Source organism: Pseudoalteromonas sp. '520P1 No. 423', assembly GCF_001269985.1.
Lineage (GTDB): Bacteria > Pseudomonadota > Gammaproteobacteria > Enterobacterales > Alteromonadaceae > Pseudoalteromonas.
This window is the reverse complement of record NZ_BBZB01000001.1, coordinates 1,148,456-1,167,164: the sequence shown is the minus strand read 5'-3', so window position 1 is coordinate 1,167,164 and position 18,709 is coordinate 1,148,456. Positions and strand designations below refer to the sequence as shown.

Here is an 18,709-nt window from a genome sequence, read left to right as displayed (position 1 = left end):
TAAACAGGGATTGAAAAATTTTCACAGTGCTTTTGATATGATGTTTTTTTATCACTTACATTTAAAAAACAAATAAATAACAAATTAACATTTATAAAACTAATGTTTTACTGTTTATCTTGATATGACTCGCTATTTCCCCTTCATTTTTTGTAAATTAATTTTAAGGCGACAAGGTAAATTTTTAACTTTGGTGAGCGTTAACAGTAAATTAGCCTGCGATCTTTCATCACTAGCAAGAATTTTAATTATACTGAAGGATTTTGGACGATAACCAAAGTTGTTTAAATATTTGTTTAAAAGTAATCATTCAACCTCTTTAATACTTTTATCAAGTACGCTAATTTCGATACCTTTAAACGCTTCCAAATTTTTGAAAAAGCAGCATCACCACTTGCTGATACCTTTGCATAATCAATCATTTCCTTAGAATCAATACAATCAACTAAACGCGCACTTAAAAATAGATAATCACCTTTTTATATTTTTATTGTTTGCGAAAGCCTACAGGCTAAATGCAAATAATAAAACAGATACGGTTAATAGCTTCATATCATGCCAGAACAATGTAATAGTCAATTTATCTAAGTATTGTACAGCTATTGTATTAAACAGTTTCTCTAATCAACACGATTTATTCATAACTAAATCAGTTATTTTAAAATAAACAAATACACACTCTTTACCATACTAAAAATTTAGACCTATTAATTGAAATAGCCAAGCCATATAGAAAAAAAACAAATTTAATTGAACATATTGATTACACTATAGAAAATGGCCTTTATGTATTTAGTGCTTGGCATCATTTAAAGCGAGGGAAGTGTTGTGCTAATGGATGCAGACATTGTCCTTATGACAAACAAGGCAAGATCACGCATAAATAATTTAACAAGTATAATGAGGGGTGGTTAACTCCTCACGCTGACATCAATTCTATTAGTTACTTATCTTTGCTGCAGTACTATTACTCTGAGTCTTTTTTTTCTACTGACTGCTTTTGCACACACAACTTTCGTTCAATCTATTAATTAGGACTATAAATCATCTATGAAGAAATTTATACAGGCCTTATAGATAGTAGCTTTCAAGAGGAATTTCCTAGGTATAATAAAAGGAAGCATTGGGACTAAAAGGACTTTTACATGTTGAAAACAGCAGCAACTTTCATTTTCGGCGCACTGTTCAGTGCACCAATTTATTATAATGTATTTGATAATAAAAGAAACGCCAGTTAACAAAATTGAGCACCAACTAAAAAATTCGCCTTGGCATAAAAATTTTGGCAACAGCAATTCAAGCAAGGCGAACGGTAAAGTGATTTTATTTGTCGAAAAACAAAGTAATTCACTTTAACAAGCATACATGTTTGCTTAATTACGCCATATTAATCTAAAATATCGGCAATATTCATTTTCCTCTAATAAAAAGGTCTTGTAATGCCATTACCAGATAAGTTTATTTTTTCAATGCACCGCGTAAGTAAAGTAGTGCCACCAAAGCGTACTATTTTAAAAGATATTTCTCTGTCATTTTTCCCAGGTGCAAAAATTGGCGTATTAGGTCTAAACGGCGCGGGTAAATCTACCCTTTTACGCATCATGGCCGGTGTTGATAAAGAGTTTGAAGGCGAAGCGAATGCATTCCCTGATACTAAAATTGGTTACTTGCCACAAGAACCTAAGCTTGATGAAAGCAAAACGGTACGTGAAGTTGTTGAAGAAGCTGTTAGTGATGTTAAAAACGCACTAACACGTCTTGATGAAGTTTATAACGAATACGCTGCTGAAGGCGCTGACTTTGATGCTTTAGCAAAAGAGCAAGGTGAATTAGAAGCAATCATCCAAGCTGGCGACGGTCATAACTTAGATAACGCACTAGAGCGTGCTGCTGACGCATTACGTTTACCTGAGTGGGATGCAAAAATCTCTGTACTTTCTGGTGGTGAACGTCGTCGTGTTGCGATTTGTCGTTTATTATTAGAAAAACCAGATATGCTACTTCTTGATGAACCAACTAACCACCTTGATGCAGAATCTGTTGCTTGGTTAGAGAAGTTCTTACATGACTACGAAGGCACAGTAGTAGCTATCACCCATGATAGATACTTCCTTGATAATGTTGCCGGTTGGATTTTAGAGCTTGACCGTGGTGAAGGTATACCATGGGAAGGTAACTACTCTTCTTGGCTTGAGCAAAAAGATGCGCGTTTACAACAAGAAGCGAAATCTGAAAAAGCACGTCAAAAGTCAATTGCACAAGAACTTGAGTGGGTACGTTCAAATCCAAAAGGTCGCCAAGCAAAATCTAAAGCGCGTATGGCTAACTTTACTGAAATGCAACAATCAGATTACCAAAAGCGTAACGAAACTAACGAACTGTTTATCCCTGCAGGCCCACGCTTAGGTGATAAAGTACTTGAAGTATCAAACTTGAAAAAGAGCTATGGTGATCGTTTATTAATTGATGATTTAAGCTTTACAGTACCTAAAGGCGCGATTGTAGGTATTATCGGTGCTAATGGTGCAGGTAAATCAACTTTATTCAGAATGCTCAATCAAGATGAGCAAGCTGACTCTGGTGATATCGTAGTAGGTGAAACAGTTCAATTAGCAACTGTAGACCAATTCCGTGATGACTTAGATGGTTCAAAAACTGTTTATGAAGAACTATCAGACGGTCAAGATATTCTAAAAATTGGTAACTTTGAAATACCAAGTCGCGCTTACGTGAGTCGTTTTAACTTTAAAGGTAACGACCAACAAAAGTTTGTTAAAGACTTATCTGGTGGTGAGCGTAACCGTTTACATTTAGCTAAATTACTTAAAGCTGGCGGTAACTTTATCCTACTGGATGAGCCTACCAATGACTTAGATATCGAAACTTTACGTGCCCTTGAGAATGCAATTTTAGAATTCCCTGGTTGTATCATGTGTATCTCGCATGACCGTTGGTTCTTAGATCGCATCGCAACACATATTCTTGATTACCGTGATGAAGGTCAAATCAACTTCTACGAAGGTAACTACACTGAATATGAAGCTTGGTTCAAGAAAACTTATGGTGCAGAAGCTGCGCAACCTAAGCGTATTAAGTATAAAAAAATAGGCTAACATTACTGCTGCGCAGTTCTGTTTTGGCACTACGTGGCAAATATAAAGTAGAGGCGGGTTATCTAGAAGATCCGCCTTATTTTTATAACATTCTTCATTTATTACCCGTATATACAAACATCTCAAAAATTCACTTAAAAAATAACTGCCACAAAGTGGCCTTAATAAAAATGCGAAGCAGATCTATATGCTAAGCTTTTATTTACGGTCTTTGCTAAACAGGTCTTGAATTGCCTATGAAAATAAAACCCTTTATTTTCTTTGCCATTTTGCTTTCAAGCAATGCCTGTGATGCTGCAATTTATAAGTGTGTGGTAAATGGCACTATCATGTTTAGCGAAAGCCCCTGTGGTAATGAATCTGAAGAAATAGACTTAACTCCTCCACCCGTATTAAGGCATAACTCTCATACAAGTTACGGTAGTAGCGTTAAAAATATGGTTAGTTATGTAAAAATTGACGTAACTATTGAGCCTTATCTTCAATAAATACATCTGGAAGCTGATTTTTGAATAGCAATTCAAGAGATAGGCTTGCAGATACATATTGTTTTCTGCAAGTCGATAAATAACTTCTGATCAAACAGAACATCTCTGCGCCTTGCATACTTCTAAAATATACTGATATTTTTTGATGAACTTTTGTCATCCTAATATCATTCTCTCCTTGATTATTGGTAAATGGGACTGCAGCGCTCGTCAGAAAGCGTAAGACATCATCTTGATAATCTCTTAATCGTTCCAACAATGCTCTGGATTTTGTTCGTTTTAATCGCCCTCGCTGCATTACGCTTTTAATTTTCAAAAAAACGACAGTATCGTACAAAAAATTTATCACAGCGAGAGATCTCGTCATGTCAGATGACCGCTATGACAAACTTTTAAACAAGTGGCAAAACAAGCTTGCGTTATAATACCCAAGCCTCTTCAATATGTAAGTTTCAATACTTCTAAGCAATTCATGCTCTAGGCGCATCTTTGTATTAATTGTAACTCCCTTAAAAGAAGATGGAACAACGAGCATGAACTGCTCTGCAGTCCCCGTAGGATTGGTTTAGAATCGCTTTATGCTGCGTTATTGATTTTAAAAAAGGGAACACCATTCTTTGCAATCAATGTCTTGCTTAAAGCGCTTCTAACTCCAACTGAATTCTACATATTGAAGTGGTTTGGGTATAAAACACGCTTACATAAGTAAGCGTGTTTTAAAAGATTACATGTTTAAATCAAAGATTTTCTTCTGCAAATGAAGCTAAACGACTCCTCACAACGCCATTAAGATTAACCGTTGCACTCCCTTCAAAGTTTTTAAATCGCTCAACTAAATAAGTTAAACCTGAGGTCACTGCAGTTAAATAATTACTATCTATTTGTGCTAAATTACCGGAACAAATTAGTTTGGTGCCTTCACCACAGCGGGTAATAATCGTTTTAAGTTGTGACGCTGTTAAATTTTGACTTTCATCTAAAATCACAATCGCATTTTGAATACTGCGACCACGCATAAAATTAATTGACTTAAACTGAATATTCGCTTTTTCCATAATGTAATTACGGCTTGAAACAGGGTTTTCATCTCCTTTATGTAATACCTCTAATGAATCAGTGATCGCAGCTAGCCAAGGAGCCATTTTCTCCTCTTCTGTTCCTGGTAAAAAACCAATTGACTCTGCGATTTCAGGCGTATTTCTGGTAACGATGACTTTATCGTACATACCTTGCTCTATTACTAACTCTAAAGCACTAGCCAATGCTAACAATGTTTTACCGCAACCTGCTGGACCAGTTAAAATAACCAACTCTATATCTGGGTCAAGTAACGCTTGTAATGCCATAGACTGATATACATTTTTAGCGCGTATTCCCCATGCCATGCGCGACATTAATCGCTCAACACCTAAATCTAATAGTTTAATATGTTCATTATCAAAGCTTTCAACTCTGGCAGCAAAGTGCCCTGTTTCATCTAATAAATACTCATTGATAAAAACATCATCAACTAAAGCGCGTGGAATTGTATGATATGTTTCTCTGCCGACTTGCTCACTTTCACACTCTTTAACTTGTTGCCAAAAGTCGCCATCTAAGCGTTTATAACCAGAACTCAGTAAACTAATATCATCTATAAGCTGATCTGTTCGATAATCTTCAACATACTCAAGCCCCGCTCCCTTGGCTTTTAATCGCATATTAATATCTTTGGTTACTAATACAACTTTTTCATTTTGATATTTACCCTGCAGATACACAGCACAATTAATAATGCGATGGTCATTTTCATTACCGGGTAGCCCAGATACGGTATCTTCATATAAGTGATCATTTACTATGGTTAGCTTACCTGCACGCTGATCGTCATCATTGCTGACTTTAGGTAAATCAACACCCGCTAGCATTTGTTCTGGGGTTGCATCTCTTAATACATCATCTAATGCACGGATCGCGACACGGGCATCTCTGCTTACGTCTTTTTTTCTATCTTTTATATGATCTAATTCTTCTAAAACTGTCATTGGAATAATGACGTCATGCTCTTGGAAGGATAAAAAAGCGAGCGGTTCATGTAGCAAAACATTGGTATCAAGTACATACATTTTATGATCAAGTGATAAATTTTTTCCCATAAATGATTTCCTTTTTTTGCGCTATAATTTTTATGCTTTCCTCTAAAGTTTAGTCTATTTTTAATGAGTTACTTTTTTATGACAGTAAATTGTTTTTTTTTAGTGAAACTCAGTGCGATTGCAGTTAACATAGCCGCCCTTTTTTATGTAGGATTAGAGTAGATAAATGAATTTTTCCTTAGGTCAGCGTTGGATAAGTGATACAGAATCAGACTTGGGACTTGGAACGATAGTCGCCGTTGAAGGGCGTCATCTTTCTATATTGTTTCCAGCAACAGGCGATAGCCGCGTTTATTCAATGCAAGAAGCACCCATAACACGTGTTGCTTTTAATCTTGGGGATAAAATCCGCTCTACTGAAGAATGGGAATTAACAGTTGAATCTGTCACTGATAATAATGGTATTTTAACTTATCACGGCACACGTTGTGATAATGATGAAAAAGCAGAACTTAAAGAAACATTTTTAGATCACTTTATTAAGTTTAATAAACCACAAGACAGATTATTTGCCGGGCAGGTTGACCGTTTTGATAGATACACGCTTAGATACAATACTTGGCAGTATCAATTCCAAAGCCAACAATCTGAATTAAAGGGCTTAATTGGACCTCGCGCAAGCTTGATCCCGCATCAATTATATATAGCTGAAGAAGTTGGTAAACGATTTGCACCACGTGTATTACTGTCTGATGAAGTTGGCTTAGGTAAAACCATTGAAGCTGGCATGATTTTACATCAACAAATTATCAGCGGTTTAGCCTCACGTGTATTAATTGTTGTGCCAGAAAACCTACAACATCAGTGGTTAGTTGAAATGCTTCGCCGTTTTAATCTTAAATTTTCTATTTTTGATGATGAACGTTGTACTGAAGCCTATGCAGATTCACCAAATCCATTTGAAACTGAACAACTGATCTTAACTAGCTTAGAGTTTTTAACTAAGAAAAAACGCTGGTTTGAACAGGCAGCTTTAGCTGACTGGGATTTAATGATTGTTGATGAAGCCCATCACCTTATTTGGGATAAAAACAGACCCAGTACTGAATACAAGCGCATTGAAGAGTTAAGCCAAGATATTAATGGTTTAATATTATTAACAGCAACACCTGATCAACTTGGTCATGAAAGTCACTTTGCCAGATTAAAACTGCTAGATCCGAGCCGTTTTTATGATTATGAAAAATTTGTAGAAGAAGAAAGTCACTATACCGAAGTTGCCGATGCCGCAAATGAATTATTAACTGATTCAGCATTATCTAATGATTCAAAGTCTACATTAGTATCAATGTTAAAAGAAACGAATATCAAAGCTTTATTAAGTGAAGCTGAAAATACCAATGAGACTGATAAAAAATCAGCACGTAGTGAAATTTTAAATATGCTGTTAGATCGCCATGGCACAGGACGCATATTATTTAGGAACAGCCGTAGCGGCATTGAAGGATTCCCTGGACGTACTTTACATCCTTATCCAGTTACTATGCCAAAGCAATATTCAACTGCTATGTCAGTTATGGGTAATATGGGCGGCGCACAAAAGCCAGAAAAAAGTGCATTACGCGCACTTTTCCCAGAAAAAATATTCCAAGAGTTTGAAGGCAGCGATGCAAGCTGGACCAAATTTGACCCACGTGTAAACTGGTTAGTTGATAAGTTATTAGAACTTAAACGTGAAAAAGTATTGGTTATTTGTGCCCAAGCACAAACTGCGCTGGCTTTAGAGCAAGAGTTAAGAGCGCGCGAAGCAATTAAAGCGGCAGTTTTCCATGAAGGAATGAGTATTTTAGAGCGTGACCGTGCTGCCGTTTACTTCTCTGAAGATGCCCGAGATGCTGCGCAAGTATTATTATGTTCTGAGATTGGTTCTGAAGGTCGTAACTTCCAATTCTCACATAACATTGTACTGTTTGATTTACCTTTAAACCCTGACTTGTTAGAGCAAAGGATTGGTCGACTTGACCGTATAGGTCAGACTCAAGATGTTAAAATTCATGTACCTTACTTTGAAAATACCGCACAAGAAGTATTATTCCGCTGGTATCACGAAGGTTTAAATGCATTTGAGCAAACTTCAACAACAGGCCAATTACTGTATAAAGAGTTCAGTGAAGAACTATTAGAATTTATTGCAGCTCATAACTGTGATGAAGATGAATTAGACCCATTACTTGAACAAGCTGCAAGTAAAAACTTACAACTTAAAAAGAAAATGGAACAAGGCAGAGATCGATTATTAGAGTTACATTCAAGTGGCCAAGGCCGCGCAAAAGAATTAGTTAAAATCATTGAAGAAAAAGATGATGAAACAGATCTTGCGATCTTTATGATCAAAGTATTCGATATCTTTGGTGTAAACCAAGAAGATAAAGGTGAAAACTCTATTATCTTAAAACCAACTGAGCATATGCTAACAACGTCTTTTCCGATGTTAAAAGATGATGGCATGACAGTGACGTTTGATAGAGATACCGCTTTAGCACAAGAAGATCTCAACCTGATCAGCTGGGATCACCCTATGGTGCAAGGCTGTATGGATATGATCTGTAATGATGATTTTGGTTCTAGTTCTGTTGCTCTATTAAAAAATAAAAAGCTGCCTGCCGGTAATTATTTTGTAGAATTGATTTTCATCGCTGAAGCTAGCGCACCAAAATCATTGCAAATGGGTCGTTTTTTACCACCGACACCTGTTCGTATATTACTAGATAAAGCAGGCAATGATTTAGCTGGTAATGTTAGTTTTGATCAATTTAACCAACAGTTATCTGCTGTGGGCCGTCAAACGGCAAGCAAACTTGCGGGTGCTTTACAAAGTGCAGTACACCCTTTGATCACCAATGCCACTGGTAAAGCAGAGATACAGTTAGCAGAACTAAAACAGCAAGCAACTGCAAAAATGCAAGTATCTATGAAAGAAGAAATCGAACGATTAACGGCATTGAAAAAAATCAACCCTAATATTCGTGATGAAGAAATTAACTTCTTTAAAAAACAAGCCATTGATTTAGAAGCATATATAGATAAATCACAACTTAAATTAGATGCTATTCGCTTAATAGTCGTAACACACTAAGCACTGCGTACACGGAAATTATCCGTGTACAACTAAATTAATTAGTAAGTTGATCCCGTAGTAAGTTAATATTGCATTAACTTACTACTTCCCTCCTATTACGTACGAGCTTTGCATGTTATTTAATTACAATCCGCCAACAGATCCGTATCTTGAAATTATTTACCAAGATGATGACTTAGTAGTATTAAACAAACCAAGCGAACTATTAACTGTTCCAGGAAAAGATCCTAAACATGCAGACTCTTTAGAAAAACGTGTTCAACGTGTTTTCCCTACAGCAACGATAGTGCACCGTTTAGATATGGCGACCTCAGGCATATTATGTATGACGTTAAATAAACCAGCTCATAGACATATCAGCCGCCAGTTTCAGCAAAGAGAAACGAAAAAGCGCTATATTGCACGCGTTTGGGGAGCACTAGCACCAGAATCTGGATTAGTTGATTTACCTTTAATTTGTGATTGGCCAAATCGCCCAAAGCAAATGGTCGATTTTGAACGCGGCAAACCATCACAAACCCTTTGGCAAGTATTATCAACTCAAACCCTTGATTGTGGCAATACTGTAACTCGTGTTGCGTTAACGCCAATAACGGGTCGTTCTCATCAATTAAGAGTGCATATGTTATCTCAAGGGCATGTCATTTTAGGTGATAGACTTTATGCTCACGAAGATGCTTTAAAAGCTGAGCCAAGATTACAACTACATGCAGAGTTTTTATCTGTGCGACATCCAGTAACGGAAGAAATATTAGAGTTCAATGCACCGAGCCCTTTCTAATTAACCTGTTATATAAGTAATTGAGAATTAAATGAAAAGCATATATAAATACCACGGTTACTTTTTAGCTATTATATGCTTTTTATTTATTGCTGGCTGTCACACGATAGAGCAGCTACAGTTAGATACTGAATATAAATCGAATGCACCGCTTACCATCTCACCGCAAATACTTAGATTTAATCAAATAAATACCACCGAAAAATTTTGCACTAAGGGCATGGAGCAACAGAACAGCATTGCGCCTATGTTGGAAAAAGTTAACTCATATAAAATATCAGGTGATAGCTTATTTTTATATAATAAAAATAACGATGTGATTGCTAAATTAGCTTCAAGGTTTTAAATCACAAGCCGATAATAAAATATTAAATTATAAAATTTAGGAATACTTTGAAAAGCACTTCTTTTTACATCTTCATTTTAAGTTTATTTTTTATTAGTTGTACTTCTTGGGCGGCTGAATCAGAAGATATTGATGTAAAAGCACCGCCGACGCTTGAAAGTATCTATCAGCAAGATTTATATCATTATTTAAAAGGTGACGAGATAAAACAAATACTCGCTGGCGATAGCGAGTTTAGTGCTTTGTATCGTGATCATACTGCCGCCCAAGCTAAAGGGATTGTATTGTTATTTCCCGATTGGAGTTCACCTGCAAATAATCAACTTGGTTTAGATTACCTTAGAAAAGAGTTAAATGATTATGGTTGGGTATCGTATGCACTCAATGTTCCCGATCAAATTCCTTTAAATACCACTACAGCGCTCACCAATGAAGCTTTATTTCATGCGCCAGATCTACCTGTATTATCTGAAGCCGAACTTTCAACATATAAATTACTGCTTACTAGCCGCATAAAAGCGATTTATCAGCAAGCCTTAGAGCATCCTGGGTTTATCATTATCATAGCCCAAGGTTCAACGTCAGCCATGATATCTGAATTTTTGGCGACTAAGCCAGAAGAAGAAGTGGATGCGGTCATTTTACTAAGTAGCTTTTTACCTGATCCCACTTTAAATAGAGGTTTAAGCAATACGATTGCTAAGGTGATAGCCCCAGTGCTAGATATTTATCATACCCATGATAATAACTGGGTTTTATCCGAGGTTTCCAATAGGAAAAAAGCCAATAGAAAAGCACATAAACTTGATTATCGACAAAGAGAACTATTTGGTAATAACGACTCCTCACTCCAACATGCTCGTTTGCTGAAAGAGATTTACGGGTTTTTAACTAAGATAGGAATATAAAATACAATTTTTATGGACATAGATTAACGTATCTACACTATAGGCTTGGCTTCAGCCGCGCATCTTTTAATAAACCTGCTCAGCAGAATTATTATTTTAAGTACTCATAAGCAGCTTGAATATCTTGACTTTTTCTTTTGGCTATTTCCATCAAATGTTCTGGTAAACCTTGGGATACTAGTTTATCGGGATGATGCTGTGACATCAGTTTACGGTATGCTTTTTTTATCTCTTTTTCATTTGCAGTATCAGATAAACCTAATACCTCTAAAGCCTGTTTTCGGCCCATTTTATTAGTTTGTGCTTGCTTGTTTGATTTTTGCTGACCTTGTCTAAAGTTAAATTCAGCTTGATAACGCTTTAAAATGAAAATGAAGTGTGTTTTTGAAATACCTAATTGTTTACTTACTTTTTGCAGCAGCGATTTTTCTTCTTCTGATAAGTGTCCATCACTAAATGCCATCTGAATTTGTATTTCTAAAAATAACTGTAATAAATCAAAACGCCCTGCAAAACGTGCCTTAAAATCAGATAATGTATCTTTTAACGGAAAATCAGCATCTTTGCCTGCGACAAAAGCATCTTTTGCTTCTTGCCTGCTTTCTCCTGTTAAATCCATTTCATCCATAAAAAGAGAAGCTGCTTTTATATGCACTTCACTTACTCTACCATTTGATTTTGCGATATGCCCCATTACTGAAAAACAGGTATAAAAAAATAAAGCTTGGCGTTCATGAACATCCTCACCAGAAAATAAGCTTTGAAATCCACCTGATTTATCAAAATTTTGCTTTAAACTTTTATCAAACATATGCCCAAGATAAAACCCTAATGCAGCTCCTAAAAACTTACCAAATAAAAAGCCAAAAGCTGTTCCTAGTATTTTACCCCACATTGCTTTACCTCCATTTTAACAGTTTTTATATTTATACCCTGTAAAATACAATTTTTTACTAATTTTGCAATCTCATTTATTAGAGAATTTGACCAAATTGTTTTATTATATCTGATTGTCCCTAATCACCTGAGCATTAAGGTTAATAAATGAACAATACTAGGAGCCTTTTGTTGCTCACAGGCTTATGTTTTCCAATGATAAGCCATGCTGAAGATGCTTCTTTGTTGTGTCATTCTCAAAATCAATTAAATACTTGGTCTCCTTTAAAAAACATCCAATTTGGTAGCATGGACATTAAATCAGATAATGTTGAGCTATTAGGCACTCAAAGTGCTGAATTCTCAGGTGATGTTGATATTAATTCAGCCAAGTTTAATATTAAGGCAACATCAGCTTTAATTGATAAGCGGCTTGGGTTATTTAATGCAACAGGTCCTATTAGCTATCAAGATGTGATTTCAAAAATAAGCAGTACTGGTTTAAATGCCGACTTAAGTAGTTCTCAAATCAACTTATTAGGTGCGCAGTATCAGTTAACACAGCAACAAGCTCGTGGTGGCGCAGAACTGCTTTCAATCAATAAAAATGAATTCATCTTAAATAATGGAAGTTTTACAACTTGTCCTGTCGATAATGAGTTCTGGTCAATTGAAGCCGATCAAATAATATTATCTCAAGAAGAGGGTTGGGGTGAAACTTATGGTATGACGTTAAAAGTACTCGATACGCCAATGCTTTATTTACCTTATTTTACGTACCCTATTTCAGATAAGAGGCAATCAGGATTCTTAATTCCAAGCTTTGGACCCTCTTCTAAATATGGTTTTGAAATTGAAGCGCCTTTCTATTGGAACATTGCAGAAAACGTTGATGCAACAATTACACCTCGCTATATGGCAAACCAAGGTGTGCAATTAAAAACCAAAGTGCGTTATCTAACCGAAAAGCACCAAGGCTCTATCGGTATAGAGTATCTTAATGAAGATCAATCTGAACCAGAATTAAATGAGAGATACCTTTTTAATTGGCAGCAAGTTACAAACTTTAACGATGATTGGCGTGCTAGCATAGATGTTACCAATGTAAGTGATGACAACTACTTAACTGATTTAGAGTCTGATTTTGCTAATAAAACAGATACGCAGCTTTATAGAACAGGTTTACTGACACATTTTGGTGATATGTGGCAAACAGATATAAAAGTACAAAATTTCGAAGTGCTAGGCGATCATTTAGCCTCTTACTCCGCGATGCCACAAATTACTTTCAATCAAATCCAAGCTTTTAATTGGAACGATATTCAGTTTACGTTAAATGGCGAGCTAAGCCATTTTCAGAATACTGATTTAATTATCACTGAAGCGTCTAGATTACACATAGAGCCAAAAGCACGTTACAATTATCAAGAATTTGGCTGGTCCTTTTTATCTGAGCTAAGTCTCTTACAAACCAATTACCAACAAAATGGTAACTTTGAAGGCACTGATATTGAAAAACGTGTCAGCCGTACTTTACCTAAACTGAGGTTGCATACACAGCTAAACTTAGAAAGAAAAACACCTTGGTTAGTAGAAAATGGCTATCAAGTACTAGAGCCTCAAATTCAGTATTTATACGTACCAAAAAAAGATCAATCTAACATTGGTTTATACGATACAACTAGGTTACAAGATGATTTCTTTGGTTTATTTCGTGATAAACGATTCTCCGGTGTTGACCGCATTGCAGCCGCTAATCAGGTTACATTTGGTGCAACAACACGTATTTTTGGAGAAAAAAATAATGAACTATTCAGTTTAAGTGCTGGGCAGACCTTTTATTTATCTGATTCTGCAAAACCTTCAGAGCAAGAATTAGATGAACAAAAAACGTATAATTCCTTGTTTGCTGGTGAAGCCATGTTACATTGGCATAGAAGATGGTATTTAGGCGCTGGCATTCAATATGATGTTGAAGGCAAAGAGTTAGTTCAATCACATATGACTTTAGATTATAAAGGTGATAATAATCAACTTATACAATTGAACCATCGCTTTGCAAATGATGTCTCAGATAATATAATTGAACAAATGGGTGCCTTTACTAGCATTCCAATTGCTGATAATTGGCAGTTTATTGCGAGTTATCAAAGGGACTTAGAGCATAACCGTAGTGTTGAAATTTTATCAGGACTGCAATATGAATCATGTTGTTGGGCAATTCAATTCACAGGCCACAGACAAATAGAAACTGATTTAAATCAATCAGACTCAGAGTTTGGACAACAAGACGCAGTATTTAATTCAGGATTTAGACTGAATTTTGTATTTAAAGGGCTGGGTGGAAAAAGTAACTACGATGCTAAAAAGTTATTACAACAAGGCATCTTTGGTTACCGTCGCCCTTATTTTATAAATAATTAAATCAAGAAATTAAAATGAAGTTAAAAACACTATTAGTAAGTACAGTATTTGGAATAGGTCTCAATTTTGGCCTAAGCAGTAACTTAGTCGCAAAAGAAGTTGAGCTAGATAAAGTCATTGCAATCGTGAATTCTGGCGTGATTTTAGAAAGCGAAGTAAACACTATAATTAATCGAGTCAAGAGCAGAGCTAAAACCGAATCTCAAACACTGCCTTCAGATAAAGCGCTTTATAGCCAAGCTGTCGATCGTTTGATCAATCAATCTTTATTAATGCAAATGGCCGATAGAATGGGCCTTAAAATATCTGATGGTCAATTAGATCAAACATTAATGAGAATGGCACAAGAACAAAATGGTAGCATTGAAGATTTAAGAACAACCATAGAAAATTCAGGCGATAACTACCAAGCTTACCGCGAAGAAATCCGTACAGAGATGACCACACAGCAAGTTTTACGTGGTAATGTTGACCGCCGTGTATACATCAGCCTGCAAGAAATTAATAACCTTCTAAAAATTATGGATAAGCAACAAGGTACTAGCGAAGAATATGATTTAGGTCATATCTTAATTGATATTCCAGCAGACGCATCCGCTGAAGATATTGAAAACTCAAAAAAACGTGCTGAAAAAGTAATTGAACTTCTTAATAAAGGTGAAGAGTTCAAACGTATTGCAATTGCTTCATCTAGTGGTTCAAGCGCATTAGAAGGCGGACAAATGGGTTGGATGAATATCAATGAAATGCCAACACTTTTTGCTGAAGCTGTAAAAGGAAAGAAAAAAGACAAGATAATAGGCCCGCTAAGATCGGGTGCAGGTTTCCATATTGTTAAGATTCAAGATATCAGAGGTATAGAAGTTGTTGAAACAGTTGAAGTACGTTCTCGTCATATTTTAATTAAGCCTTCAGTCATTGTTAGTGAAGAAAAAGCTCGTTCTATGCTAGCTGGTTTTGTTAAAGATTTACGTGCAGGTACAGCTGACTTTTCCGAACTTGCAAAAGAGCATTCAGAAGATCCGGGCTCAGCACTTAAGGGTGGTGAATATGACTGGACAGATCCAACTATGTGGGTGCCTGCATTTAGAAAGAACGCGTTAGCACTTAAAAAAGATGAGATCAGTGAACCATTTAGATCAAGCCATGGTTGGCACATAATTCAACTACTGGATAAACGCATTGCAGATAAAACAGATCTTGCTAAAAAGAATCGCGCTTCAAAAATGCTTTACAACAAAAAATATAAAGAAGAAAGCTTTGCTTGGCAACGTGAGATCAGAGAGCAAGCATATATAGAATTAGTGGTGGAAGCACAGTAATGACGATTAGAATAGCAATTACGCCAGGCGAACCAGCGGGTATAGGCCCGGATCTGCTAATACAACTTATTCAACATGGCTGGTCTGCCCAGCTAGTTGCTATTGCTGATAAGGAATTACTTAAGCAAAGAGCCCAGCAATTAGGTCTCCCATTAAAACTTATAGAGTTTAATGCCGATAAACCTGCTCAGTCAAATAAAGCAACAGAGCTTTATTACACACAAATTGATATGACAGTACCCGCGATACCAGGTGAATTAAACGAAGCCAATGGCGAGTATGTTTTACATACCCTGCGCCTTGCCTCAGAGCAAAATACCAACGGAACTTTTGCTGCAGTTGTTACAGGCCCTGTTCATAAGGGCATAATCAACAAGGCTGGCATCTCATTTAGTGGTCATACAGAGTATTTTGCACAACAAACTAATACATCTGATGTTGTTATGATGTTAGCAACTGAGGGACTAAGAGTTGCGTTAGTTACCACCCATATTCCATTGGCGTATGTATCTAAGGCTGTCACAGCTGAAAGATTAACTAAAGTAACCGAAATTCTGCATCACGATTTACAAGAAAAATTTGGTATCAAGCACCCAAGAATTTTAGTCTGTGGTTTAAACCCACATGCTGGGGAAGATGGCCACTTAGGCACAGAAGAACTTGAAACCATCACGCCTACAATTGAAAAATTAAATGATTTAGGCATGAATTTAACAGGCCCACTTCCTGCAGATACATTATTTCAGGATAAATACCTAAATCAAACTGATGCCGTGCTTGCTATGTATCACGATCAGGGTTTACCTGTGCTAAAATACAAAGGATTTGGTAACTCAGTAAACATTACCTTAGGTTTACCTTTTATTCGCACATCAGTGGATCACGGCACAGCATTAGATTTAGCTGGCACAGGTCAAGCTGATGTTGGAAGTTTTGAATTAGCTATTAGTGAAGCCATTCACTTAGCAACAAAAAATAAAGTAATTATTAATGACAGATAAAGTACATTTAGGCCATAGAGCAAAAAAACGTTTTGGACAAAACTTTTTATATGATGAAGGCATCATTGATAAAATAGTGACTGCAATTGATCCAAAGCCGGAAGATACCTTAGTAGAAATCGGTCCAGGTTTAGGTGCAATTACCGAGCCTGTTACCGCGCTTGCTGGTCATTTGACTGTTGTTGAATTAGATAAAGATCTTGTTAAACGCTTAACATACCACCCAACCTTAGGTGACAAGCTAACAATTCACCAAGGTGATGCACTTACTTTTGACTTTTCTCAACTGGTAAAAGCAGATTGTAAATTCAAAGTATTTGGGAATTTACCTTACAATATTTCTACACCTTTATTGTTTCACTTATTTGAATATGCTCAAAATATTGAACATATGCATTTTATGCTACAAAAAGAAGTTGTTAAACGCATGGCTGCACAGCCAAATTGTAAAGCCTATGGCCGCTTAAGTGTAATGACACAATATTACTGTCATGCAATGCCTGTAATCGAAGTTGGCCCAGAATGTTTTAAACCAGCACCTAAAGTTGATTCAGCAGTAGTAAGGTTAATTCCTAAAAAACCTGAACAGTTAACTGCCAAAAGCACAAAAATGCTCAATACCGTTTGTTTAGAGGCATTTAACCAACGACGTAAAACAATTCGTAATAGTCTTTCAAACCTATTAACACCTGAGCAAATTGAAGCGCTTGGTTTAGATTTAAAAATGCGAGCTGAAAACATTACATTAAATCAGTTTATTGTTATAGCAAATTGGCTTTATGATAATAAAGCAAACCTTGATAATTGTAACACGGTATCAAATGACGATTAAAAATAGCTTAGGCTCACCAATAAAGGTTTCTGTTGAAACCTTTTATATTGAAGCACAATCTGAACCAGAAAAAGAAAAGTATTTATTTGCTTATACTATTACGGTTAAAAACCACAGTTTATGCAGTGCGAAGCTCGTAAGCAGATTTTGGTTAATAACCGATGCGAATGGTAAAGAAGTAGAGGTTGAAGGTGAAGGCGTTGTGGGTGAACAACCGAGTATATCTCCAGGCGAAAGCTACAGCTATACGAGCGGTGCGCAATTAGATACACCTGTTGGTACAATGCAAGGGCATTATAAAATGCGAAATGAGTTTGGCACTGAGTTTGATGCACCTATAGATGTCTTCAGATTATCAACCCCTAACATTCTTCATTAAAAAAGCACTCATAATAAATAACCTAATTTAATTTAGGTTATTTAATCTCCTCCAAAGTATACAAAAAGGTTAAATCTATGGCTGATTATGCAGTTGGAGATCTTCAAGGATGTTTTACTGAGTTTAAGTTACTTTTAGAAAAAGTAAACTTTAACCCTAGTAAAGATATCTTATATCTAGTCGGCGACATTGTTGCGAGAGGTCCTGATTCACTCGATTGCTTAAGGTATTTAAAAAACCTAGGAGACAGTGTAAAAATCACATTGGGAAACCATGACTTACACTTAATTGCCACATATTACTTAGATAAACAACCAAAAAAAAATGACCTATTAGATAGTTTATTTTCTGCATCGGACTTTCCAGAACTTATCTCATTTTTACAAAAACAACCTTTAGCTATTTGGCTTGAGTCTTATCAAACATTAATTTGTCATGCTGGACTTTCACCACATTGGAATATTAAAACCGCACTCACTCAAGCAAACTTAGCAACAAAAAAATACCAAAGTGATGATGCTTTATACTACTTTAAAAATATGTATGGTGAAGGACCTTTAATTTGGTCTGATGAATTATCTGAGATTGAGTCATTTCGCTACACTGTAAATGCCTTTACTCGAATGCGTTTTTTAACCCCTAATAATGAAATGGACTTTATCCATAAAGACGCACCACACAATACCCCAGAACTACAACCTTGGTTTAAACATCCAAATATACAACGCTTAAAAAATACTAAAATTATATTTGGACACTGGGCGTCCCTTTTAGGTAAAACCGACAATGAAAATATTATTGCATTAGATACTGGATGTGTCTGGGGTAAAGAGCTAACCTTATTAGAGTTAAATACAGGTACAATTACGACACAAGCAGCAATTTAGTTCCAATTTTATAAAGTATTCGCTATGTTTTATGTAATTTAGTGTTTATTTTATAAATATCTGTTAAATTTATTACAAGTAATACTCAACTTATTGAGTTTATAACCGATACTTTGAGTAGAGTATTTCACCTGTTCA

At 36.0% G+C, this 18,709-nt stretch carries 15 protein-coding genes and 1 pseudogene; 13 read left to right on the top strand and 3 right to left on the bottom strand.

Annotated features, from left to right (window positions below; all coding sequences use genetic code 11):
- Positions 1–671: 671 nt before the first annotated feature.
- The 3 genes from PSA_RS26195 to PSA_RS05330 all read left to right on the top strand — a co-directional run bounded on the left by PSA_RS26195 (position 672) and on the right by PSA_RS05330 (position 3,601).
- Positions 672–887, top strand: a complete 216-nt coding sequence (locus PSA_RS26195; RefSeq protein WP_197276837.1) for a DUF5522 domain-containing protein — start codon at positions 672–674, stop codon at positions 885–887.
- Positions 888–1,439: 552 nt separating this feature from the next.
- Positions 1,440–3,113 (top strand): energy-dependent translational throttle protein EttA, encoded by a 1,674-nt coding sequence (ettA, locus tag PSA_RS05335; RefSeq protein WP_042147425.1) that lies wholly within the window; start codon positions 1,440–1,442, stop codon positions 3,111–3,113.
- Positions 3,114–3,349: 236 nt separating this feature from the next.
- On the top strand, positions 3,350–3,601 hold the full coding sequence (locus tag PSA_RS05330) for a DUF4124 domain-containing protein (RefSeq protein WP_059364777.1): 252 nt from the start codon (positions 3,350–3,352) through the stop codon (positions 3,599–3,601).
- Here PSA_RS05330 and PSA_RS05325 read toward each other — a convergent pair.
- Positions 3,579–3,896: pseudogene (locus PSA_RS05325) on the bottom strand (transposase); the annotation flags it as partial. The gene PSA_RS05330 and the pseudogene PSA_RS05325 overlap by 23 nt on opposite strands.
- Positions 3,897–4,338: 442 nt before the next feature.
- A complete protein-coding gene (locus PSA_RS05320) occupies positions 4,339–5,736 on the bottom strand; it encodes a PhoH family protein (protein ID WP_042147406.1) in 1,398 nt (465 codons plus the stop codon).
- 166 nt (positions 5,737–5,902) lie between these two features.
- On the opposite strand from PSA_RS05320, the gene rapA reads away from it, so the two are divergent.
- From rapA to PSA_RS05300, 4 genes are all read left to right on the top strand, one after another.
- Positions 5,903–8,812 carry an RNA polymerase-associated protein RapA gene (rapA, locus tag PSA_RS05315; RefSeq protein ID WP_042147405.1) on the top strand — a complete coding sequence of 970 codons (2,910 nt, stop codon included), beginning with the start codon at positions 5,903–5,905 and terminating at the stop codon, positions 8,810–8,812.
- Positions 8,813–8,927: 115 nt separating this feature from the next.
- A complete protein-coding gene (gene rluA, locus PSA_RS05310) occupies positions 8,928–9,596 on the top strand; it encodes a bifunctional tRNA pseudouridine(32) synthase/23S rRNA pseudouridine(746) synthase RluA (protein ID WP_042147402.1) in 669 nt (222 codons plus the stop codon).
- 31 nt (positions 9,597–9,627) lie between these two features.
- On the top strand, positions 9,628–9,942 hold the full coding sequence (locus tag PSA_RS05305) for an META domain-containing protein (protein WP_042147400.1): 315 nt from the start codon (positions 9,628–9,630) through the stop codon (positions 9,940–9,942).
- Between the two features lie 47 nt (positions 9,943–9,989).
- A complete protein-coding gene (locus PSA_RS05300; RefSeq protein ID WP_052380064.1) occupies positions 9,990–10,850 on the top strand; it encodes a DUF3530 family protein in 861 nt (286 codons plus the stop codon).
- Positions 10,851–10,941: 91 nt separating this feature from the next.
- Here PSA_RS05300 and djlA read toward each other — a convergent pair whose 3' ends face one another.
- Positions 10,942–11,745 (bottom strand): co-chaperone DjlA, encoded by an 804-nt coding sequence (gene djlA / locus PSA_RS05295; RefSeq protein WP_042147396.1) that lies wholly within the window; start codon positions 11,743–11,745, stop codon positions 10,942–10,944.
- A 149-nt stretch (positions 11,746–11,894) separates the two neighbouring features.
- Here djlA and lptD point away from each other — a divergent pair, with 149 nt between their 5' ends.
- The 6 genes from lptD (at position 11,895) to PSA_RS05265 (ending at position 18,571) form a co-directional block, all read left to right on the top strand.
- The gene (gene lptD / locus PSA_RS05290; RefSeq protein WP_042147393.1) at positions 11,895–14,150 is read left to right on the top strand and encodes an LPS assembly protein LptD; all 2,256 of its coding nucleotides are present in this window, start codon (positions 11,895–11,897) and stop codon (positions 14,148–14,150) included.
- A 14-nt stretch (positions 14,151–14,164) separates the two neighbouring features.
- Positions 14,165–15,472 carry a peptidylprolyl isomerase SurA gene (surA, locus tag PSA_RS05285; protein ID WP_042147391.1) on the top strand — a complete coding sequence of 436 codons (1,308 nt, stop codon included), beginning with the start codon at positions 14,165–14,167 and terminating at the stop codon, positions 15,470–15,472.
- On the top strand, positions 15,472–16,473 hold the full coding sequence (pdxA, locus tag PSA_RS05280) for a 4-hydroxythreonine-4-phosphate dehydrogenase PdxA (RefSeq protein ID WP_042147388.1): 1,002 nt from the start codon (positions 15,472–15,474) through the stop codon (positions 16,471–16,473). Before surA ends, pdxA begins: the two co-directional genes overlap by 1 nt.
- The gene (gene rsmA, locus PSA_RS05275; protein ID WP_042147385.1) at positions 16,463–17,305 is read left to right on the top strand and encodes a 16S rRNA (adenine(1518)-N(6)/adenine(1519)-N(6))-dimethyltransferase RsmA; all 843 of its coding nucleotides are present in this window, start codon (positions 16,463–16,465) and stop codon (positions 17,303–17,305) included. The genes pdxA and rsmA overlap by 11 nt, the downstream gene beginning before the upstream one ends.
- Positions 17,295–17,684, top strand: a complete 390-nt coding sequence (gene apaG, locus PSA_RS05270) for a Co2+/Mg2+ efflux protein ApaG (protein ID WP_042147382.1) — start codon at positions 17,295–17,297, stop codon at positions 17,682–17,684. The genes rsmA and apaG overlap by 11 nt, the downstream gene beginning before the upstream one ends.
- Positions 17,685–17,761: 77 nt before the next feature.
- The gene (locus tag PSA_RS05265; protein ID WP_042147379.1) at positions 17,762–18,571 is read left to right on the top strand and encodes a symmetrical bis(5'-nucleosyl)-tetraphosphatase; all 810 of its coding nucleotides are present in this window, start codon (positions 17,762–17,764) and stop codon (positions 18,569–18,571) included.
- Positions 18,572–18,709 lie beyond the last annotated feature (138 nt).